The sequence below is a fragment of the Vibrio nigripulchritudo genome, from assembly GCF_027924785.1.
Classification (GTDB): domain Bacteria; phylum Pseudomonadota; class Gammaproteobacteria; order Enterobacterales; family Vibrionaceae; genus Vibrio; species Vibrio nigripulchritudo.
Genome location: NZ_AP027050.1, coordinates 512,692 through 533,129, shown reverse-complemented (window position 1 = coordinate 533,129; position 20,438 = coordinate 512,692). Strand labels below are relative to the sequence as shown.

The 20,438-nt window shown below is 45.9% G+C and carries 22 protein-coding genes; 7 read left to right on the top strand and 15 right to left on the bottom strand.

Annotation, left to right across the window (positions count from 1 at the left end):
• Positions 1-7: 7 nt before the first annotated feature.
• Positions 8-1,381 (bottom strand): MmgE/PrpD family protein, encoded by a 1,374-nt coding sequence (locus tag QMG91_RS20725; protein WP_281831866.1) that lies wholly within the window; start codon positions 1,379-1,381, stop codon positions 8-10.
• A gap of 209 nt (positions 1,382-1,590) precedes the next feature.
• Here QMG91_RS20725 and QMG91_RS20720 point away from each other — a divergent pair, with 209 nt between their 5' ends.
• Together QMG91_RS20720 and QMG91_RS20715 are read left to right on the top strand one after the other, a co-directional pair.
• The gene (locus tag QMG91_RS20720) at positions 1,591-2,538 is read left to right on the top strand and encodes a LysR substrate-binding domain-containing protein (RefSeq protein WP_004401648.1); all 948 of its coding nucleotides are present in this window, start codon (positions 1,591-1,593) and stop codon (positions 2,536-2,538) included.
• A gap of 83 nt (positions 2,539-2,621) precedes the next feature.
• Positions 2,622-3,872, top strand: coding sequence for a DEAD/DEAH box helicase (locus QMG91_RS20715; RefSeq protein ID WP_281831864.1), 1,251 nt, complete (start codon positions 2,622-2,624; stop codon positions 3,870-3,872).
• A gap of 11 nt (positions 3,873-3,883) precedes the next feature.
• Here the strand turns inward: QMG91_RS20715 and cobD are convergent, their stop codons facing one another.
• The 4 genes from cobD to QMG91_RS20695 form a co-directional block, all read right to left on the bottom strand.
• Positions 3,884-4,903, bottom strand: coding sequence for a threonine-phosphate decarboxylase CobD (gene cobD / locus QMG91_RS20710; RefSeq protein ID WP_281831862.1), 1,020 nt, complete (start codon positions 4,901-4,903; stop codon positions 3,884-3,886).
• A complete protein-coding gene (gene cbiB, locus QMG91_RS20705) occupies positions 4,900-5,853 on the bottom strand; it encodes an adenosylcobinamide-phosphate synthase CbiB (protein WP_281831861.1) in 954 nt (317 codons plus the stop codon). Before cbiB ends, cobD begins: the two co-directional genes overlap by 4 nt.
• Positions 5,850-6,449, bottom strand: a complete 600-nt coding sequence (locus QMG91_RS20700) for a histidine phosphatase family protein (RefSeq protein ID WP_281831860.1) — start codon at positions 6,447-6,449, stop codon at positions 5,850-5,852. The genes cbiB and QMG91_RS20700 overlap by 4 nt, the downstream gene beginning before the upstream one ends.
• Before the next feature lie 75 nt (positions 6,450-6,524).
• A complete protein-coding gene (locus QMG91_RS20695) occupies positions 6,525-7,199 on the bottom strand; it encodes an ArsR/SmtB family transcription factor (RefSeq protein WP_281831859.1) in 675 nt (224 codons plus the stop codon).
• Positions 7,200-7,348: 149 nt separating this feature from the next.
• On the opposite strand from QMG91_RS20695, the gene QMG91_RS20690 reads away from it, so the two are divergent.
• Genes QMG91_RS20690 through gcvA form a run of 3 tightly spaced genes read left to right on the top strand, consistent with a single transcriptional unit; the run spans position 7,349 to position 9,004 of the window.
• Positions 7,349-7,696 (top strand): NIPSNAP family protein, encoded by a 348-nt coding sequence (locus QMG91_RS20690; RefSeq protein ID WP_004402716.1) that lies wholly within the window; start codon positions 7,349-7,351, stop codon positions 7,694-7,696.
• On the top strand, positions 7,693-8,037 hold the full coding sequence (locus QMG91_RS20685) for an antibiotic biosynthesis monooxygenase family protein (RefSeq protein WP_281831858.1): 345 nt from the start codon (positions 7,693-7,695) through the stop codon (positions 8,035-8,037). Before QMG91_RS20690 ends, QMG91_RS20685 begins: the two co-directional genes overlap by 4 nt.
• A 58-nt stretch (positions 8,038-8,095) precedes the next feature.
• Positions 8,096-9,004 (top strand): transcriptional regulator GcvA, encoded by a 909-nt coding sequence (gene gcvA / locus QMG91_RS20680; protein WP_281831856.1) that lies wholly within the window; start codon positions 8,096-8,098, stop codon positions 9,002-9,004.
• A 6-nt stretch (positions 9,005-9,010) separates the two neighbouring features.
• On the opposite strand, the gene QMG91_RS20675 is transcribed toward gcvA, so the two are convergent.
• From QMG91_RS20675 to QMG91_RS20650, 6 genes are all read right to left on the bottom strand, one after another.
• Entirely contained in the window at positions 9,011-9,649 is a 639-nt protein-coding gene (locus QMG91_RS20675; protein WP_281831854.1) for a glutathione S-transferase family protein, read from the bottom strand.
• A 60-nt stretch (positions 9,650-9,709) separates the two neighbouring features.
• Entirely contained in the window at positions 9,710-10,411 is a 702-nt protein-coding gene (locus QMG91_RS20670; protein WP_281831852.1) for a cupin domain-containing protein, read from the bottom strand.
• A gap of 96 nt (positions 10,412-10,507) precedes the next feature.
• On the bottom strand, positions 10,508-11,452 hold the full coding sequence (gene dsdC / locus QMG91_RS20665; protein WP_281831850.1) for a DNA-binding transcriptional regulator DsdC: 945 nt from the start codon (positions 11,450-11,452) through the stop codon (positions 10,508-10,510).
• A 105-nt stretch (positions 11,453-11,557) separates the two neighbouring features.
• Positions 11,558-12,190, bottom strand: coding sequence for a hypothetical protein (locus tag QMG91_RS20660; protein WP_281831849.1), 633 nt, complete (start codon positions 12,188-12,190; stop codon positions 11,558-11,560).
• Between the two features lie 208 nt (positions 12,191-12,398).
• The gene (locus QMG91_RS20655) at positions 12,399-14,111 is read right to left on the bottom strand and encodes a glycerophosphodiester phosphodiesterase family protein (RefSeq protein WP_281831847.1); all 1,713 of its coding nucleotides are present in this window, start codon (positions 14,109-14,111) and stop codon (positions 12,399-12,401) included.
• 443 nt (positions 14,112-14,554) lie between these two features.
• Entirely contained in the window at positions 14,555-15,184 is a 630-nt protein-coding gene (locus QMG91_RS20650; RefSeq protein ID WP_281831846.1) for a class I SAM-dependent methyltransferase, read from the bottom strand.
• A 167-nt stretch (positions 15,185-15,351) separates the two neighbouring features.
• Between QMG91_RS20650 and dsdA the strand changes: the two genes are divergently transcribed.
• Positions 15,352-16,671: a D-serine ammonia-lyase gene (dsdA, locus tag QMG91_RS20645; RefSeq protein ID WP_281831844.1), complete on the top strand. Its 1,320-nt coding sequence runs from the start codon at positions 15,352-15,354 to the stop codon at positions 16,669-16,671.
• 33 nt (positions 16,672-16,704) lie between these two features.
• On the opposite strand, the gene QMG91_RS20640 is transcribed toward dsdA, so the two are convergent.
• Positions 16,705-17,130, bottom strand: a complete 426-nt coding sequence (locus QMG91_RS20640) for an RNA-binding S4 domain-containing protein (RefSeq protein ID WP_022590961.1) — start codon at positions 17,128-17,130, stop codon at positions 16,705-16,707.
• A gap of 60 nt (positions 17,131-17,190) precedes the next feature.
• On the bottom strand, positions 17,191-17,850 hold the full coding sequence (locus QMG91_RS20635; RefSeq protein ID WP_281870333.1) for an HAD family hydrolase: 660 nt from the start codon (positions 17,848-17,850) through the stop codon (positions 17,191-17,193).
• A 175-nt stretch (positions 17,851-18,025) separates the two neighbouring features.
• On the opposite strand from QMG91_RS20635, the gene QMG91_RS20630 reads away from it, so the two are divergent.
• Complete coding sequence (locus QMG91_RS20630; protein WP_281831842.1) at positions 18,026-18,643, top strand: LysE family translocator; 618 nt, start codon at positions 18,026-18,028, stop codon at positions 18,641-18,643.
• Positions 18,644-18,685: 42 nt separating this feature from the next.
• Here the strand turns inward: QMG91_RS20630 and QMG91_RS20625 are convergent, their stop codons facing one another.
• The gene (locus tag QMG91_RS20625) at positions 18,686-19,174 is read right to left on the bottom strand and encodes a GNAT family N-acetyltransferase (RefSeq protein WP_281831841.1); all 489 of its coding nucleotides are present in this window, start codon (positions 19,172-19,174) and stop codon (positions 18,686-18,688) included.
• Between the two features lie 18 nt (positions 19,175-19,192).
• Complete coding sequence (locus QMG91_RS20620) at positions 19,193-20,317, bottom strand: hybrid sensor histidine kinase/response regulator (RefSeq protein ID WP_022590958.1); 1,125 nt, start codon at positions 20,315-20,317, stop codon at positions 19,193-19,195.
• Positions 20,318-20,438 lie beyond the last annotated feature (121 nt).

Genomic DNA, 20,438 nt, shown 5'->3' with positions numbered 1-20,438 from the left:
TCTTGTATCAATCCGCAACGCGGCGGACTTGAGCCAACAGATGTGTTAATTCAGAGATGGAGAAGTCTTCTAATGAAGAGACGACTTCAAAAATATTTTGTCGTAGCTGCGTATCAGCAAACGGGGATGCCAGGCTGTCGAATTTTTCTCGGATGAATCCCCAGCTTGCAGGGCGAGTGTGGAAACCCTCGTAGTCGACTTTTGCGACATCGAACTGAGTGCCATCGTCTAAGGTGATGCGAACTGAGATGGCTTCTTGTGCCGGGAACCTTGCGCTGTAGTCTGGGTTTTCACTCACATGCACTTTTTGCAGCAGTTCCTGAACGTCCGGTTTATCGATTCTTTCAGGCTTGTACTGAGCAGGCAGTACCTGTCCATCCAATATGGCGACCGCCATCATATACGGCAGGCTGTGGTCGGCTTCTTCCTTGGTTCGAATCAGCTTTTTACCGCCCTCTTCACCACCACCGATAATGTGATAAGCCACATCAAACGTTTCTAACTCAATTGAATGGATTCGGGATGGGTCGATGTTATGCTCGTTTCGCCACTCAATCAGACCTTCAAGGGTCGACTGAGAGTGAATTTCGGCGTTGTATTTCTTGATAATGGTATCGGTGACTTTTTCAAGATTCTCATCAGCCCAGTGAATTTGGAAATCTCCGGCAATTGCATCGATAAACCCTTTGTTGCCTTCAAAGACTTCTTCCGGACCGGTGATACCGCGCATCGCCAGAAATGCAGAGTGGGTAGAAGTCCACCCCGTAGAGGGGAACGCAAGCCCTTTCCAGTTCGAAAGGTTGCCTGTTCGGGTAACGCGAAGTGCGTTATAGGCGGTCGCTGAAATGCTGACTGCATTCGCGATTTGTTCCGCATTCAGGTTCAATGCTTTTGCAGCGCCAGCAGCGGCACCGTATGACCCCTGAACGGTATGATCGAAACCTTTATGGCGGACAGGCGCGACATCCGACAGACGGCATTGAACCTGATAAGCCACACCAAGCGCCGTCAGGAAATCGCGACCATGCCCTTTCGCGTACTCCGTAGCTGCCAGCACACTTCCGATGTTGTCAGAAGGGTGACAGGTTTCTTTTTTAGCCAAGTAACTGTCGTTGTAGTCCAGATAGCGAACCAAGGCGGAATTGTAGAGTGCCGCTCGGTCGGGAGAGGTTTTCCCTCCACCAATAAGCGTAACAAGAGGCGATCCGCCAAACTCGTCAATTTGTTCTTTAATTCTTCGAATGGGTGCACCTTCCAGTGCCCCGATAGCACAGCCTAAACTGTCTAAGAGACGTATTTTTAACTCGCGTTTCGCATCGTCGGAAAGCTGGTCAAAGCTTGCATTTTCAACGTATGAGGCAAGTTCATTCACTAAAGCCATAGGTATTCTCCTTAAACTCGATTCCTTTCGGTCACCAAGCATGAAGCAGAACATCAAAGCTCGCTAAATCCCTTTAGCTATAGAGCTCATAGCTAAAGGCTATAAACAACTAACCAATTCTTTTCTGTGCATTTATTAAACAAAACAGTTGACCTCGAAGAAAAAATGCATAGACTCAAATGATAATGATTATCAATTGCATTTGATTTATGAACGTGTCACAACTGAAATACATCGTCTCTGTTGACTCTGAACGTAACTTCGCCAGAGCCGCAAAGCTGTGCCACGTAGCCCAGCCCACACTGAGCAAAGAGATTCAGAAGCTGGAACACAAATTGGATGTGATGATCTTTGACCGGACAAGAACACCCGTCGTCCCCACGCGAAAAGGCGTAAAGCTTATTGAGCAGGCAAGGTGTATCTTAAAAGAAGTTTCCCGATTCCAGATTTTGGCAGAATCCGAACAAAATGACCTTTCAGGCGAATGTATATTAGGAATCTGCCCGAGTATTGCACCTTACTTGCTGCCGTTATTTCTTCCGGATTTTGGCAATACTCACCCCAAGCTCAATATCCACATCCGTGAAATGCCCGTTGGTGCGATTACCCAGGCATTGCTTAATGAGGATATTGATGCAGCCATCTGTTGTCTTCCAGAAAAGGAAAACGCGTTTTATCAGTTTAAGGTAGGCGACGAACCCTATGTCGCCTATGTTTCTGAAGACAACCCTCTATTTGGCGAAGCCAGTGTCGACATGAATATTGCCATTAAGCATGGGCTTCATCTGGCGTCTGATGTTATTGAACAAATCGGCTCTCAGCTTGGGTCTTGTAACCCTTTGATGAATATGGACACCGCGAACCTGATCATGGAATCCGGTTCCCTCGAAACCATGCGACGATTTGTAGAATTGGGCAAAGGCATCACATTGATTCCCCGCCTTGCCTCCCTTTACATGGGGCAACGCCGTCGCCGCTACGTCAGAGATGTACTTCAACCCCTTCCCAAACGGAAAATTGTTCTGGCAACCCGACGTGGATTTCAGAAACGTGATGTCCTCTCCAGCCTCAACAAGAGTGTGAGGCAAGCCTTTGAGCTAGGCATGAAGCAAACAGACCAACTCGACCTGTTCCCAAAGAGAGTCGTGAATAGCTAACCTTAGCGAGTTCGTGTTAGACTCCGCGCCATTCTGACGCGTTAATTTTGTTGACGTGTGCTTCAACTCAATTGGATTTTCACATGCCATTTTCCAAACTCGGTCTTAGCCGCCCTATCACCCAAGCCATTTCTGAATTGGGATACGAAACGCCAACCCCTATTCAGGAACAAGCCATTCCGGTGGCGTTAAAGGGAAAAAATATCATTGCAGCGGCACAAACGGGCAGCGGTAAAACCGCCAGTTTTGTCCTGCCGATTTTGGAAACACTGAGCCAGTCTGAAACTCAAAAGAAAAAGCGTTTTCGTGCGCTGATTCTTGCGCCTACCCGAGAGCTGGCGGTTCAGGTAGACAAAAGCATCAAAGCCTATGCTAAGCACCTTAACTTAAAATCGCTGGCGATCTACGGTGGTGTGGATGACGGTCCGCAAAAGAAAAAGCTGATTGAAGGCATCGACATTCTGGTGGCGACACCGGGTCGTTTATTGGATCTTTACACCCAGCGCGCGGTGCGATTCGACGAAGCAGAGATCTTGGTTCTGGATGAAGCCGATAAAATGCTCGACATGGGTTTTATCGAAGACATCAATAAGATTGTCGAGCGATTGCCTGAAGATGTGCAAAACCTGCTGTTCTCTGCCACTTTATCACGCAAGGTCCGTGAATTAGCTAAAACCGCAGTACCTGATCCGGTTGAAATCTCGCTTCATCTGCAAAACGCGGAAAAGCCCAAAATTGACCAATGGTTGGTTACCGTTGATAAAGACAAGAAATCCGCCCTGCTTAGCCACCTGATTACGGAAAATAACTGGGATCAGACGCTGATCTTCATTGAGACCAAACACGGTGCAGCCAAACTGGTAACACAGCTGGAAAAACGCGGCATCAAAGCCGAAGCCTTCCATAGCGGACGAAGCCAGGGAGCGCGCGCCCAGTTACTGGAAGATTTCAAATCTGGCAAACTGAAATACCTGGTGGCAACAGGGGTTGCAGCGCGTGGTATCGACATCGCCGAGCTAAGCCGCGTTGTGAACTACGATTTACCATTCCCGCCAGACGAATACGTTCACCGTATTGGTCGTACGGGTCGTGCGGGCAAGTCTGGCGAAGCCATTTCTTTTGTCTCGAAAGACAACTTCAAAAACCTTTGCATGATCGAAAGCCTGATTGGCGAATTGATTGCGCGTAAAGAGGTTGAAGGTTTTCAGCCAAAGAAAGAAGTGCCGATTTCTATCTTGAATTACGTGCCAAAGAATCGCCGTAATCCAAAAGATGGCGATGACCAAAAGAAGAGTAACCGAAGACCGCGCCGCAAACCGGCGAACAAGTCTTAGCGCCTACTTCACTATTCAATTACGCATTCCAATACCTTCTCTAATCTCTGCCACTGTGCTTCTTGCAGTGGCAGACCAAAGCGCAGTGCATTTTTCTCATCGCATAACCTAACCAACACCCCTTGCTCGGCTAGTCTTTCAAACAGTTCTGGTGCGCGATCGTTCATGGCGGTGTAAAACAGGGTGTGTCCGTCAACGCTGTCAAAATACTGGTCGAGTAGCGATTTCATGCGCTTTCCCATTTCAAGCAATCGAGTTCGGTTTTCAGTTTGCCATTCCAAATCCAAAAGCGCCTTTTTTGCCGCAAACCGAGCCGGGTTAGAGACAGCCCAGGGTCCCAGTAATTCTTGCACAGAGCGGATATTTGATTCGCTCGCAAACAGAAACCCAACCCTAAGCCCCGCTAAACCAAAAAACTTGCCAAGGGAACGAAACACCACAAGGTTATCTGGCACACTTTGCGGGTAAAAGCGCAGTATGGATTGCTCCTGAGTGATGTCCATAAACGCTTCGTCAACAATCAGTGTTGAGTTATCTGGCATGTCTGTGAGCCATTGCTTTAGCGTTTCACAACAGAACTTAACAGTGCTTGGATTGTTGGGATTGATGACCACCAACACATCTGCACTTTTTATCTGAAGCCTTGTTGGTTCATTGCGGTAAAACTCGATGCTAACTCGACCTGCCTTTTCGAGCTGTTGCCATGCATGTTGATGTTCTTTGTACCCCACTGCGGGCAGTAGCACGGTAAGCGGCTCTGATTTAGGGTGATTGGCAGCAAGAATCTGAGGCACGGTCTGAATACCTGCCTGACTCCCGGCTATCGGCAGACAAGACGTAGAGCCATAGTAAGCTTGGGCAGCTTCCAGCAGCCCATCCTGCTCTTCTGGCAGCCTGTTCCAGACAGCATTGGGAATGTCGCCTACAGGATAGGTAAAGGGGCTTATCCCAGTTGAAAGGTCAAGCCACTCTTCGGAATGGATACCATACTTATCTGCCATTTCCAGCAGCTTTCCGCCGTGATGAATCAAAATAGCACTCCTACTGCACTTACAGCCAACGTCAAACCACACCACAGTATGCTGGTTCGGACGATAAGCTTACACGCTCTTGGGATATCTTCCGCTGTGGCTCTGTCCCCTTCGCCCATGAAGATCTTATCCTGAAGCTTGCCATGATAAACCGCAGGACCACCAATCGTAATGTTGAGTGCACCAGCCCCAGCAGTCATCACAGGACCACCATTAGGGCTAGAACAAGCCGAAGCTTGCTGTTTCCAGCAGCGAAGTGCGATTGACGTGTTTCCCAAAAGGGCATAGCTCAGGGCGGTTAAACGGGCAGGAATGTATCCCATCGCATCATCCAGCCTTGCAGCCACAAAACCAAATTCTTTATAACGCGGATTTTTGTAGCCCCACATGGCATCAAGGGTGTTGGCGGCACGGAACAAAACGGCACCGGGTGCGCCTAATATTGCAAACCAGAACAGTGCGCCAAACACCGCATCATTACCATTCTCAAGAACAGATTCGACGGTTGCTGAGGTGATTTGATATTCCGTCATCTCGCTGGTTTCTCGGCTGACAATCCAGCCTACTTTTTCTCTTGCCCCTTCCATATCACCGTGTTTTAAAGGCTGGAAGATCCAATCTGCATGCTGAATCAGGCTTTTTTGCCCGACACATACGTAAAGAGTCACAACATTCAAAGCAAATAAGGCGTAACCTGAAACATTGGTCAGCCATACAGACAATGCCCCAATAATCAGCACCAAAGGCAGTACCATAATGTGCCATGCAAGTAACCCAGAAGCTCGTGAAGCCCCGTCTTGGTTCAGTTTGTATTCCACCCAGTTCGCTGCATTTCCGAAACCTATCAAAGGGTGAAATTTTTTCGGCTCGCCTAGCCATGCATCCAATAGCAACGCCAGACAAATGGAAAATGGAACGCTCAACAATAGGCTGATTAGCCACTCCATCATTGCACGCCTCCGCTTTCAGAATCATCTTTCTTTCGGATAAAAGAACTTTCTTTGATAAAAGAGCGCTCTTGGACAAAAAAGCTCTCTCCATTTTTTGGGATTTCAAATGCAGCTTGGTGGGTATAGTGCTTTAGGTAAGTACCTATCCATTCACCATGACCAACCACCACTGTAGGATAAGAGCTTTTTCTTTTGGCAATGTCTGACATAACAGATTGAATTCTATCCAGATACTGGCTGTCCGATTCCATAGTTTGGTGAAATGAAGATGGGGGTAGATCACCTATCAGTTTGCCCTGAAACTCACCGTAGTTTCGTTCTCGCAGTCTTTTATCGACCACAAGATATCCGTTGATTTGATTCGCAATAATGCGAGCCGATGCCATGGCTCTGCCCAGGTCGCTGGTATAAATCGCTATCGGTGACTGGCATTGAAGTGCTTGAAGCTTAACCGCTGCGCTTCGAATCTGATTGCGACCTTTAGCCGTTAGCTTACTGTCGAGCCAGCCCTGCATGATCTTTGCCCGGTTCCATTCTGTTTCACCATGGCGAATCAAGATTAATTTTGAAGAAAAAACGGAGTCAGGAACAGGCATTAAATCAAACAAGTAGAAAATTTACAGTGTAAAAGAGGCTATCGGCTGAGCCCATAAATAGCAAGGGGTTACACCCTATATGGACATCTTATATTTCTTACAGAATTGGCTTAGCCCGCGAGGGGTAAACTGTATTGCTCGAGAATCCAGATCTCGAATGGCCCATTCCTTCGATAGCGCATCGTCTAATATCCATTGCCCGAGTTTACCCGCCATATGGCTGCGCCTTTCACTCCAGTCCAGGCAGGCTTTGCAGGTTGGTCGACGGCTTTTGAATTTAGTGTGGTCGAAACCTAATTTCTGGAAATAAGCATGACCATTATCGGTGAGGGTCGCTTCGTCGGCGTTTTCGATGACCCATCCTTGTTCAACCAGGTTATCAAACAGCTGAACACCCAGCTCTCCCGCAAGATGATCATAACAAACGCGCGAACGTCGCAATCGCTCATCATTGGGACCCGTTGAAATGGCTTGCCCCAATGCCGCCGTAATATTGAGAAGCTGTTCCAGCAACTCTGCAATTCTTTGGTCTTTAAGCTGGAAGTACTTGTGCCTGCCCTGTTTTCGCACCACCAGCAACCTGCCTTCCACCAATTTCATCAAATGGCTGCTGGCCGTTTGTGAGGTAACATCCGCCTCCAAAGCCAGTTCTGTAGCGGTAAGGGCTTTTCCTCCCATCAACGCCATCAGCATTTTTGAGCGTGCGTTGTCACCAATCAAACTGGCGATATAAGCAATGTCCGGTTCCATTTGGAAATCCTACCTCTGGTTAAGTTGAAGCTAAAAGGTGGTTGAGATTAGAGGTTACACCAAAATGGGCACCTTTAGTTCGATGAGCATCGAAGCATGGAATATCTGGGCACTTAGACTGTTGGGAAAGCAGTAAGGAGACCAAAACCATGACCATCACATGTTTTATTGAATACCGAATCGACCCATTTAAAGTCAGCCTGTTTGAACAATACGCGGAAAACTGGAGCAAAATCATACCCGAATGCGGTGGCGACTTGCTCGGCTATTTTGTCCCACACGAAGGCACCAACTATTGTGCTTACGGGCTCATCAGTTTCCCTTCATTGTCAGAATATGAAGCCTACAGAAAAAGGCTGAAAGAATCCGAGCTAGGAAAATCCAACTTCAATTTCGCGAAGGATCAGCAGTTCATCATCGAGGAAAAACGGACGTTTCTAAAAGTGGTGTCTTCCACCTATAAACAGGCTCCCAATTCTCTGGGAGGTGCTGCGTGATTGCCGTCATTTTTGAGGTAGAACCCAGAGCAAGCGGAACCGATGAGTATTTTGATATCGCTGGTCAGTTAAAAGAAGAACTGGTTACCATAGACGGTTTTATTTCCGTGGAACGCTTTCAAAGTCTGGTCTCACCCAATAAGTTTTTATCTCTGTCGTTCTGGCGGGATGAACAAGCCGTTAAAAGGTGGCGAACACAGGTTTCACATCGCGTGGCTCAGGAGAAAGGAAGAACCGAACTGTTTTCTCAATACCGCTTAAGGGTTGCCGATGTGATAAGAGATTACGGGTTGAATCAGCGTGAGCAAGTGCCAGCGGACAATCTCGATTCACACAACTAGCATTTCATCGTGAGTCGGGTATAAGATTGATTATTGTCTGATTTTCTCAATGTGAATTATGAACCGATTGGCGCACCTTAATGGGATTCGTGCGTTTGAAGCCACGGCAAGGCACCTGAGTTTTTCCCAAGCCGCGAATGAACTGAACGTTACCCCTGCCGCTGTGGGTCAGCAGGTTAAACAACTGGAAGAATGGCTGGGTGTCCAGCTATTCATCCGTTCCAATTCTGGTCAATCCCGTCTAAAACTGACCGAAGAAGCCAAACTGGCGTACCCAGATATCCAACAGGGATTCAGCAGTATCTTAAGTGGCTTGGGCAAGCTTAACAGCGACATATTCGATAACACGCTGCGTGTGGCTGTGAGCCCATCGATTGGCTCAAAGTGGCTCATGCCGAGAATTGCTGACTTCCAAGCTCAATTTCCAGAATACGATTTAAGAGTAGAAACCCACATCAAGCCGGTTGACTACACCAGTGAAGGCATTGATGTGGGAATTCGATACGGTCGTGGTGAATGGGAAAACGTGCAAAGCGACAAACTTATGGATGAGGCGATTTTCCCGGTCTGCTCCCCTGAGTTTGCTGCGCAACATAATTTATCTTCCTCAACTTCTATCGATTGGTCTGCCTTGCCTCTTCTTCACGACTTATCCGTACCCAACAGCCAGGAATACCCAAGCTGGCAAGAGTGGTTCACCAGAAGCAACATCCCGTCGACCACCTCCACCAGTGGGCTGAAGGTCAATAGCTTTTCTGAAGTCATAGAAGCCGCTATTCGGGGGCAAGGGCTTGCTTTAGGTAGAGAGGCACTGGTTATGAAAGATTTGGAAGAGGGCAAACTGATTCGTCCATTTGGTGACGTCAACTACTGTTCTTCCTACAGTTATTACGTGGTTTCACCAATTAAACAATGCAACAAAGCCAAGGCAAAAGACTTCCGCACTTGGCTAATAACTCAGATATAAGTGTAATTACGATGCGAGGCTTGGGCGCTTAGCCATTCTTTCTCGCCACTCTATAAGGTGGTGATACTCAGTAGGAATGGCTACGCTGGCAAAGTCCGCAAAAGCGAGTCCGTAAAACAAGGTAATGTCTGCCATTGAAAATGTCTCTCCTGCAACATAGGTAGACTTAGACAGCACTTCGTTAAAGTAGCGCATGCCTTCTGTCGCCACTGCGTGCTGTTTCTGTCCCCATTCAGGGCAAGGATTGACTTCAAGATCCGGCCCTAACCCTTCTGTTCCATGGTGAAACCATGCTCCCACCGCATCCATGACCATAGACTCTGCGCGGCGCTGCATCATGTGAATTCGACCTCGCTCGATCGCGCTGCTGCCCGTAAGCGATGGTCCGTCAAAGTGGTGATCAATGTATTCAGTAATCGCCGTCGATTCAGCAAGATATTCCCCTTCTGCGGTTTTCATAACAGGAACCGTCCCTAAGGGATTCTTGGCGTAAAAACTTTCAGTTCGGTGCTCTTTATTCATCACATCCACTTCAACAAAGGTGACGGCTGATAAGGCATTTTTCTCTGCTAGTGCAGCACGGACTCGAGCTGGGTTTGGAAAACCAGTGGTTTCATAAACGGTGATTTCATTTTCTCTAGACATAATGATCCCTCACAGATCGTTGTGATAATGATTGATTTAAGTTTTTATGGGGTGGGAGAACTAACTTCTAACGAAGCCTATCCCGATTTTGCGGTACAGGGTTGCACCGTTTTTAGAGCGTATATGAATGGGCTGTTTCGGTTTTACTCTTGCCCACGAACGTGTATCCAAATGTTCGTCGTTAAGCTGAATACGGCCATCCAATACAAAAAATTCAGTCGCGGCATCAAACTGCTGCTCGGGCAAAACGGAACCAGCAGGTAATCGGATCAATTGCGTGTCTTCGTATTCTGATAGCCACAACTGAAGCGACGCGATTCCGTTGTCTTCTTTTCGCCACTTAGCCTGAGTGGTGTCTAGCACGAAAGAGGTTTGGTTCTCGGATTCGGGCATTTGCCCCAGTTTCACAAATATTTCGCAACCATCTTTGGAGTGGGGTCTGTGTGTCGATGTTACTGGGTTACGAACGTAAACGCCTTTTGGATAATCGCCGTTCTCGTCAGAAAAGACGCCGCTTAGCGTAATGAATTCTTCCCCACCTGCGTGAACATGCGACTCAAAGTAGCTTTCTGGCTGATAACGAACCACGGATGTCGCCCGCTTCACCACTTCGCCACCCAGTCTTTCAAACATAATTCTTTCTACACCGACCATGGGGGTTGGGGCAAACTGCTGCGACTGTGTCGGGACACTGACCGTCTTCTCGAAATCGACATTAAATTCCAGATGGGGCTGAGATGCCGTTTTTGATTTGCTTTCCATACTCGTTTTGCCTTTGTATTCGGTAATGAGTTCACTATAGGAACTTCAAATCCGGCTGACGAATCATAAATTCTTAGCTGGCGATAAAGAATTTCTTTATCGGTGTAACGCCTGCTCTTTTAACCACTCTAGAAACAACGTGACTTTTTTAAGCGTGTTGTCCGGTTCATTTACCGCGTAATACTTCTGCTTGCACGCGATTTCTGTCCCTTCAAACGGGGCGACTAGGGCGCCAGAATCAAGCATCGACTGAACCAGATGCTTTCTTCCCATAGCCACACCCGAGTGATGCATTGCCGCAAATAGCGCAAGGTCAGAGCGATCAAACGACATACTCGGCTGCGAAGAAGAGCTTAAATGAACTTGATTAGCACTTGCCCATTCTTCCCATTCACTTCGACCAGAATCGATATCCCACGCCTGATCATCATGGAGCAAGGTCACGCGCTCAAGGTTTTTGGGACTATTAAACAGGTCGTTCTGATCCGCATATTCTGGTGAGCAAACCGGGAATACGGATTCTGAGAGAATATCAGTGCACTGGAGATTACCCGGCTTCTTGTCGTCGAAGTAAATGGCAACATCAATGCCATATCCTTTGAGATGAATGGTTTCATTTCCCGTCAGGATCTTTATCTCAATCGCAGGGTAACGCTGGTTGAAGTCCTTCAGTCTCGGCACTAACCAGCATTGCGCAAAAGACGGTCTGGAATACACTGTGAGCGTGCCAGATATGTCACCCGCCTTGATATCCAGCAGCTCTTGATTGAGTGCAAACAGGGTGTTTCGAACGGATTGATACATTCGCTCTCCCTCTTCTGTCAGGGAGATTTTTCGGCTAACACGATGAAAAAGCGCTATACCCAGCTCATCTTCCAGCTTGGTCATTTTATGGGAAACGGCGCTCGGGGTAACAGACAGCTCTTTTGCCGCTAGAGAGAAAGAACCATGTCTGGCGGCAGCTTCAAACGTATGCAGCTTAGATAGCTGCGTACTGCTCAGAGTCTGTTGCTTAGAAAATCGGTCTTGTTTTGTGTACACATATCGCTCCATGAAATGCCTGTTATTCCATTATGAAGCTAACACAAAATTCGTTAATTGGTTTATCAGCACACTGGAATTAATGCCTCTGGAGCTTCTTACATCCTACTTCAACGGGAGCAATGCAAAAAATACCGTACTTGAGATAGCCACCAGCCAAAACACAAAGAATGATTTTATCGCTGAGACGTCATTAATGTCAGATATCCAACGATGAAAAGCAAAAACGTAGATGTACATACCATATACACCGATAACAGACATGATCAGTTCATAACCACTAAGAGCCTCTCTAACACTAGGTTTTAGCTTAGAAAGATCCTCAACCACAATCGAAGGCAAAATACACAGCATCACCAAACCATACGAGTAAAAGGCAGCGCTCATGGTTGCCCAGAAATTCAATGGTCTTTTTTCAAAGAAACACAAGGCGTGGTAAAAAACGAAACAGATAGCGGCAATGATAAGAATGGAAAACAGAATCATTAAATCCTGCTCTATAAAACTCAGAGAAGACTGGTCTTTTAGCACCAGTGAAGGCACGACAAAAAGCAATACAATCGCCTCTGCGAAATAGATGATGGACCGTTTTACGCTTTCTGAAGAACCATCAATATAGTCAGAAAAGTCATGAGGGTGACGAAACATTTGATAGGTCGCGGATATGATGACCAAATATTTGGTCAGAATTGTTCGAAGAATTTCCAGCAGTTGCCGACTGTGATGGGTCTTTTCCATGTCGTCTCCATCGATGAAAGTTTTTTAGGAAAACGCTCAACAACTTGCGTGTCATCCGTTTAACCTTACCTTCCACCGACAAAGCAATCCAAGCTCAATAGGTTTCAAATACCTTTCGTTTCATATTTGGGACGTAAATAGTGGCGTAATCATGCTCGGTCTGACGACCGAGCATGTTGAGTCAGAAACTCATTTTTTATGATGATTTCTAATTTGGCAGAGGAGTGTACGTCCATGGGTCTTTGGTAAAGAGCCACTTTTGCCAAACATCTTTAATTTCACATCCAGCGATATAAGTTACGCCATACTCATTCGCCCAGTACAATCCTCCTCTTCGCGAACCTAAACAGTAACCCTCGTTAGCACTGGTACGAATATGTTTGTCTTTTGTCCGGAAAAACGTAGCAAAGGCACCGCTACAGTTCGCGTCAAAAAATGTCTCTGTTGAAGATATGTTGTAGTTTAAGCATTTACCCGTTTTATCCTTAATCTGTATTCTTGTGCCTATACCATCAGAACCAAATTGCGAATCTGCCGTAGGATCAATTGCATTTATAACAAGTTCTGCGGAATAGCCTGCTCTATAGGGTTGAGCTAAAGCACAGGCATACATCCACGAATAACCCGCATTTAAGGTAGGGTGCGGCTCGGTAACACTGGTAGGGTGGTCGAAAATACAGACTGGTCCACCCCCCCAAATTTGACCGCCAGGTTCTCCATCCCATGCAAGGATTGCCACATTAGCTTGGGGACCACCATAATTTTGGGTATTTCTTAACCCCAAATTCTCCAACTCATTGATTGTTTTCGTAGGTGCATCAGTTGTAATTACTGAGAAATGTTGACTTTTCTGACCAAAAAGAAACGTTCTGTCGCCTCGTCTGTCGTCGGTGTCACTTACGCCTTCAAAAGTAGCGTACCTTTCAGACAATTGATAACAACATGTGCCGTTACTATCGTAAAACGCTTTGTTTCTGGGAATGTCTTTCGGGATAGGACCAGGACCGTTGTAGTCCGGTATCGCATTGAAATTACCAAGAGCGACTTTTGCATCATGAGCAGTTTGTACCAAGTTACTCAACAAGCCTTTTGGCTGTTTTAGGTTAATTTCAGCCATTTTGTCTCTGGTTATCCAAGCCTGCAATGAGTCAGAAATATTCCAGCCTTTGTCCTGAAACTCCTGAAGCATATTGGTAGTGTAGATAGGCATCACCATAGGTTGGACAGCGATGTTATGTTGATTAAGGTCTTGAACAAACTCATTAGGGAAAGGGTACATCGTCGCTTTGATCTTAAATATCGTGATATCCGATGCTTTAATGCCCGCTCCGTAATCTCTTGTATCTTCATCGATCAATTTGGCAATAGCGATGGCACTCTCTTTAGACTTGATATCAAAGACTAATACCGTGCTCATTCGCTGCTCGTAATAGTAATCGTAGACTTCTTTTATCGACACCACCTTCTCTGCGGTAACACTGTTCCTATCAGGGCTTAGCAGTTTCAGATTCTTGATGGTTGCCCACGGTAGATCCCCAGATTTAGGATTGGTGCCTGTATTTTTCTCTGGGATAAACTTTGGACCTCCTAATACTTCATAAGCATTTGTTGTTCTCCCCAGAGTAAAGTCGTGCATCAAAAATGGAACATTGTCTTGTGTTTTCCTTACGTCTAACTCCACCGCTTCGATGCACTTACGGTCAGCGGCTTTTAAGGCAGACAAACTGTTTTCCGGCAGGTTATTCGTTTTGTCTCCAGCCCATAACCCTCGATGAGCAACAACTATCGGTTTATGCGTTGTGCCTACCGTTTCTTTCAAAGCCTGAGTGACCAGTTTTGGGTTGAAACACCCGGCATAAGCGGTGTTAGCCAGACCCAATATCGCAGCAGCAGCTATCCATTTCCATTTACGATCAAGCATGATGACCTCCTAGTATTAATTGAATTGCAATACATGCTCGTTTTTAGAACGCTATTTCAATAACGCTAAAATCAGCCTACTCGGAATGTTTCACTCTTATTGCGCAAAATATCACATTTATAAAACACCAATACTTAAGTTGATATTTATAAATTTATTAATAGAAATAGCGAGGATTAATTGAGGTTTTTTGCTCCAAAAGGCGCCTGAAAATCAGCTTTCAACTGGAATAGAAATGCAAAATCGACATGCTCGACCTAGCCGAACATGCATTAGATCAGAGCTATATGATTTGTTTGGTGCTTTTGTAAGGGTCTGAATTTGTTACTTAAGGCAACGATTGGTAGGTTTAATCACTCTGTGTAACGATGAAAACGAGTGATAAAAGAGAAGGCGCGATAAACGCGCCTCTGAGTATTCTACTTTCAAACAAAAGAATGACTCTATGACTCTGAATCCGGCTTTCTTGCCACGATAAACACAGAATCCTTCTCGGGTTGCCATTCATATTCAATTGAGAACCCGGCATTAAGCAGGATTGTGCACAGTTCATCTTTGGTGAAACGGTTGACGTATGGTGCAAAATTTAAACGTTGCATGGCAGGAATGACGAGTTGCCAAAGCATATTTAACTGTCCAATTAACGCCGTACTGGAAACAAAAATGCCATTGGGTTTGAGCAGCTCATAAACTCGCTTTACCTCGTCTTCCAGATTCTCCATTAAGTGCATCACATTTAAACCCAATACCGCATCGAAGCTTGCTGGCTGAAGACCAGTGCTAGCAAGTGTTCCTTCTTTGAACTCTATATTTTCTACGTCGGCTTGTTGCGCTTTGTCTCTGGCAATTTCCAGCATCGTCTCGGCAATATCTATCGCTAAAATATGATTGACGAAAGGTGCGTGAGTAATCGCGGTTGTCCCCGTACCACAACCGAACTCTAAAACATTCCAGTCTTTGTCGAAGTGGTCTTGCGTAATCGCCAGTTTCTTCTGATAAACCGCTTCGTCTCTTACTTTGCGCTTAGCGTATTTAGGGGCACTTTTATTCCAGAAATCTTTTGCATTTTTCATAAACCGTCCTCATCTGGCGCGTGTGCTTGTTTGAATGTACGCGATACCGAGATCTGTTAGTTGAACTGAATTCACACAAACGTGATGAATCATCATTTGTCATTAAGAATCGAAGGCGTTTTAATAACCTCGACGACATGATTCAACAGAGAGTTCAGGGAAAAACCATGATAAATCCCCATCAGTTAATTCAACGTTACCCATTGCTGAAAAAGTTGGTGGATCTGGAAGAGGTGTTTTGGGCAAATCCAAAAGCCACAAGCCTGGAGGTAGCTCTGCCATACGTTGGGCTTAGCGATAAGGACGTTAAAGCCGCCAGCGACCGTTTAGAAAGATTTGCCCCATATCTGGCTGAAGTGTTCCCTGAAACCGCACAGACAGGGGGAATTATTGAATCCGAACTGGTCGCTATCCCTTGTATGCAAAAGGAATTGAGCAATCTGTATGGGATAGAGTTTCCCGGCACTGTTCTGCTGAAGAAAGACAGTCATCTTCCCATTTCAGGTTCCATTAAAGCACGAGGTGGGATTTATGAAGTACTCACTCATGCCGAAAAGCTCGCAATAGAGGCGGGTCTTCTCACTTATCAAGACGACTATCGAGTACTTAATACCGACAAGTTCCGCTCATTCTTCAGCCAACACAGCATTGCGGTCGGTTCTACGGGGAATCTTGGGCTATCCATTGGAATCATGAGCGCTAAACTGGGGTTCTCGGTATCAGTGCACATGTCGGCGGACGCCCGTCAGTGGAAAAAAGACAAGCTCAGAAGTCATGGAGTAAACGTTGTTGAATACGCGCAGGACTACGGAGTCGCTGTGGAACAAGGGCGCAAAGAAGCAGAGCAAGATCCCAACTGTTTCTTTATTGATGATGAGAATTCTCAGACTCTGTTTTTGGGCTATTCCGTGGCAGGCGAACGACTTAAAATACAATTCGAAGAGCAAGGTATCGCACCCGATGAAAACCACCCACTATTCGTTTATTTACCTTGCGGCGTAGGCGGAGGGCCAGGTGGTGTTGCGTTCGGCTTAAAAATGGCGTTTGGCGATCACGTTCATTGCATTTTTGCAGAGCCTACTCATTCACCCTGCATGCTGCTTGGTGTGCATACCGGGTTGCATGATAAGGTTGCCGTACAAGATTTGGGGATTGATAACATCACCGCTGCAGACGGATTAGCAGTAGGCAGAGCTTCCGGCTTTGTAGGAAAAGCCATGGAACGCCTTCTGGATGGTTTTTACACCCTTTCGGATGAACATATGTATCGCCTGCTAAAGTTGCTCAACCAATCGGAATACATTCAACTCGAACCATCCGCTTTGGCAGGGATGGCTGGACCTTCACATGTCATCTCAAACCGCGAGTATCAAAAGCAGATTAGTATTGATACGAGTAAGCTAAAAAACGCAACGCATTTGGTCTGGGCGACTGGTGGCGGTATGGTGCCGAAGGAAGAGATGGCAAAATATTTGAGTAAAGAATAAACGAGCCAGTTGGCTCGTTTAGCGGTGTTCAGATCAAAACTCTATAGAGCCACGACCTGTTTGCCCATCGCGGGAAACGTTAGTGCTCTTCTCTGCTTTCCCTTTATTTGCCGATTTATGGCTTGCCCGTTTTTTATTACCAGAAGCTGGCTTTTTGTTTTTTGGGGCTTCGGCTTTTCGGTTGTCCTGTTTTGCTGGTTTGGGTTCAGCTTCAGTAACAGGCGCATCGCAAATCACAACGTAGTATTCCTGATTGAACTCAATCAAGTCACCGTCATACAGTTTTCGACGTTTGCGGGTTTCCAGCTCACCATTCACAGCAACATAGCCTTCTGAAATAGCGTACTTTGCTTCACCACCACCGCTGACTGCATTCGCAATCTTTAACACTTTATAGAGCTCTATTGGCTGAGACGCGACCTCTACCCCTAGCGCTTCTACTTCAATTTCTTCACTCATTACTGGTTCTCACTAGACATGACGCGACATTGTAACGATTTTTACCAAGATGTGTGGACATTAGTGGCAACCAGAGCATTTATGCTCCAGCAGTTTCAAAATGTCTTCAGGCTTACTCCACAAGTGAGCTGGGTTTTCTGCGGTAAGTTCTTGCTTGGAACCATAGCCCCACAATACCCCTGCACTCTTCAAACCATTTTTATGAGCGGCGGTTAAGTCTACCGCTCGGTCACCCACCATAAGTGACTTTTCAGAAATGATGCCTTTGGCTTTTAGTGCTTCTAATTGTTGCCACTTCTCGGTGCCGATATCCGCACCATCTACAAAGTCAAAAAGGTCTCGAATACCATGCAGTTCCAAAATTTGACTGGCGTAATCAGCGCGTTTGGATGTGCGTAAGCCGATGGAGAATTGTTGTGATTGATGAAGAGTTTTAAGAGCGTGGGTTATACCACTGTAGAGAGAGTTTTCTTTGTATCCGATTTCGGAATAACGTTCGCGATATTTGTCTACTAAGGATTGTATGAGTTTTGGGTCGTTTTGTTTGGTGATGTCATAGAAGGTCAGGTCTAGCGGGGGGCCGATGTAGTTTATTAATTGCTGCTCGGGGTAACTGGGGAAGTTGTGTGCTTGCAGCGAATAATTTATGGACCGTATGAAGCCTTGCCGGGGCTCTATGATAGTTCCGTCCAAATCAAAAATTATGGTTTGATAGTCCAATATTCCCTCCTTGCTATCCAAATTGTCATTGCTTGTTACCGCTTCAGTAACGTATAAATGGTAACCAAGTTGTTAAAAAAATACCAACAAAAATTAAAAAAAAGTTAGTCGGGATATAAAGAAACTACTAACCCGATATAAGGAAGTTAGTAAAAAATAATCTAAGGAAAATCAGATGATAAGTATGGAATTTTTACTCACTTCGCTCATTGTTGTGTTGATCCCGGGCACGGGCGTGATTTACACAATTTCTGCAGGTTTGTTTCAGGGTAGAAAAGCCAGTATTGCCGCTTCCTTTGGTTGTACGCTAGGGATCATACCTGCACTATTGGCTTGTGTGCTCGGGCTAAGCGCCATTTTACACACCAGTGCCCTTGCCTTTCAGGTAGTGAAATACATAGGTGTTGCTTACTTGTTGTATCTTGCCTGGGGAATGTGGCGCTCTAGCTCAGACGGTGAAATGACCTTCGCCAAATCAAACGAAGTCAGCTTCAAAAAAATTGCCATTCAGGGATGCTTAATCAACATCCTGAATCCAAAACTCTCTCTCTTCTTTTTGGCATTTTTGCCTCAGTTTGTCCCGGCTGACAGCAGCTCCACCCTAGGAAGCATGCTTATTCTTGGAAGTGTATTTATGTTGATGACGTTTATTGTCTTTATTGGGTACGGATTGTTGGCCAATACTGTGAGTCAGTACCTTACTCAGTCCAAGCGCGCAATCAGCTATTTGCAGAAAACCTTCGCCGCCAGCTTTGCTGGTCTGGGTGCCAAACTCGCTTTAAGTGATAACTAACCTGAACTCGCGGTAATTTAGAAAAGCAAAGGCTGAGATATTTCAGCCTTTTTCATGCATTTCAATTTCTAACACGGGCAACTGCCGCCCTTCAGGAATCGATGGATAAGTTCCCACCTGATTTGCCCCGTATTTTCGATAGAAGCCTACGGCGTTAGGGTCGGCAACGATGATTACCTTCTTGGCTCCCAGCTCATTAAGCCGAGCAAACAGATCTGTCATGATTTGGTTTCCTAGCCCAAGCCCATGAAACCGAGGCTCAACAAAACATTCTTCCAGCTCGAATACACCGTCTGTGGTTTTACTGAACGAATAGACGCAGCAAATCAGCCCGTCTGGCGTCAACCCTTTATACAGCTCTCGTTCACTTAGGTGAGATTCTCGGATGGTCAGACCCTCCCTCCACAAAGCAAGCAGCTCCGGTGCATAGCCCCAGGAAGCTTTGGAGTCTTGGATCAATGCATTAACAGCGGATAGGTCTTTTTTCGTCGCTTTCATAAAAGAACAGCGAATGGCAGCGGAATAAGTCATAGGCACTCCAGCCGTAAACTACAATTCGAATGGAAGTTGAATTTGCCACACCAGACCGCGCTCATCGGATAAAAGTTTGGCGCTTCCGGCTAAAGATGAATTAATAATATTGGCTGCGACGGTCGCACTCAAGCCCACATGACCAGCACGCCCGCGTTTTGTGGTATAGAAAGGTCGAATGACTTCAGAAAGCGCTTCCTGCTCCACACCGACCCCATTATCCCAGTAAGTTATAGTGAGATGTTGCCCTGTTTTTTGCCAGGCAAGATGAATATTGCGCTTCTCATCGGTTCCGCTATAGGCGTGAACCAGTGAATTCTCTATCAGGTTATTGAATACAATGCCCAGCAGTTTGGGGTCGGTTTTCAGGGTTTCCTGATCGCCATCCAGCTTCACCATAATACCGGATTCTGCGAGCTTGCCATGATAGTGGGCAATCACTTTTTCTATCACTTTTATCAGGCTTATTTCTTCAATATCCAGCTCGTTATCTGTCGCTGAAATCGACTTAAACATCTCCATCATGTCCGCAACGCGGTTCAGGTTATTTAAATTTAGGTCAACACTGTCATGGCAGAATATAATGAAATCTTTAAGTTTCGCGCTGGTAATCTTTTGCTCTCTGAACTGTTGTTCAAAGCTCAAAATAGTTTCTTTCATGTGTGTGGATGTGAGGATACTGGTTCCCAGAGGGGTGTTAATCTCGTTTGCGACACCGACAACCAAATTGTTAAGAGCGGATGTGAGCTCTTTTTTAAGGAGTTTCTTTTGAGCTTCACGCAGGGAAAGTTGAGTCTTTACCCTCGCCAGAACTTCTTGCGGGCGATACGGCTTCGAAATGTAATCCACGCCACCAGCATCGAGCGCTTCAACTATGCTTTCTACATCGGTAAACGCACTGACAAAGATCACCGGAATATCGCTGGTGTCTGTGTTCTCTTTCAGGATTTTACACAGCTCAATCCCAGACATTCTCGGCATTTTAATGTCAGATATGATCAAATCCGGTTTCTGCTTCTCAACCAGTTTTAGCGCAATTTGTCCGCTGGTTGCAGCTCGAATTCGATATTCCGGCTGCTGCATTATCAACTGCAACATCCGCAAATTTTCTGCTACATCATCAACAATCAAAAGTTCGTACATATATCCCGCAAAACCTTGGTTTTTTACTCAAGTATAGACGAGGAAATTGAGAGTTATTGAGCCAAATTAAAATTTCTGAAATCAAACAGTTGTCTTCTTGGGTAAAGTGCACATTGTTAAC

Coding starts and splice junctions, on each gene's coding strand:
- QMG91_RS20725 (WP_281831866.1), bottom strand. CDS start 1,381: ATGGCTTTAGTGAATGAACTTGCCTCATACGTTGAAAATGCAAGCTTT.
- QMG91_RS20720 (WP_004401648.1), top strand. CDS start 1,591: ATGAACGTGTCACAACTGAAATACATCGTCTCTGTTGACTCTGAACGT.
- QMG91_RS20715 (WP_281831864.1), top strand. CDS start 2,622: ATGCCATTTTCCAAACTCGGTCTTAGCCGCCCTATCACCCAAGCCATT.
- cbiB (WP_281831861.1), bottom strand. CDS start 5,853: ATGATGGAGTGGCTAATCAGCCTATTGTTGAGCGTTCCATTTTCCATT.
- QMG91_RS20700 (WP_281831860.1), bottom strand. CDS start 6,449: ATGCCTGTTCCTGACTCCGTTTTTTCTTCAAAATTAATCTTGATTCGC.
- QMG91_RS20695 (WP_281831859.1), bottom strand. CDS start 7,199: ATGGAACCGGACATTGCTTATATCGCCAGTTTGATTGGTGACAACGCA.
- QMG91_RS20690 (WP_004402716.1), top strand. CDS start 7,349: ATGACCATCACATGTTTTATTGAATACCGAATCGACCCATTTAAAGTC.
- gcvA (WP_281831856.1), top strand. CDS start 8,096: ATGAACCGATTGGCGCACCTTAATGGGATTCGTGCGTTTGAAGCCACG.
- QMG91_RS20675 (WP_281831854.1), bottom strand. CDS start 9,649: ATGTCTAGAGAAAATGAAATCACCGTTTATGAAACCACTGGTTTTCCA.
- QMG91_RS20670 (WP_281831852.1), bottom strand. CDS start 10,411: ATGGAAAGCAAATCAAAAACGGCATCTCAGCCCCATCTGGAATTTAAT.
- QMG91_RS20660 (WP_281831849.1), bottom strand. CDS start 12,190: ATGGAAAAGACCCATCACAGTCGGCAACTGCTGGAAATTCTTCGAACA.
- QMG91_RS20655 (WP_281831847.1), bottom strand. CDS start 14,111: ATGCTTGATCGTAAATGGAAATGGATAGCTGCTGCTGCGATATTGGGT.
- QMG91_RS20650 (WP_281831846.1), bottom strand. CDS start 15,184: ATGAAAAATGCAAAAGATTTCTGGAATAAAAGTGCCCCTAAATACGCT.
- dsdA (WP_281831844.1), top strand. CDS start 15,352: ATGATAAATCCCCATCAGTTAATTCAACGTTACCCATTGCTGAAAAAG.
- QMG91_RS20640 (WP_022590961.1), bottom strand. CDS start 17,130: ATGAGTGAAGAAATTGAAGTAGAAGCGCTAGGGGTAGAGGTCGCGTCT.
- QMG91_RS20630 (WP_281831842.1), top strand. CDS start 18,026: ATGATAAGTATGGAATTTTTACTCACTTCGCTCATTGTTGTGTTGATC.
- QMG91_RS20625 (WP_281831841.1), bottom strand. CDS start 19,174: ATGACTTATTCCGCTGCCATTCGCTGTTCTTTTATGAAAGCGACGAAA.
- QMG91_RS20620 (WP_022590958.1), bottom strand. CDS start 20,317: ATGTACGAACTTTTGATTGTTGATGATGTAGCAGAAAATTTGCGGATG.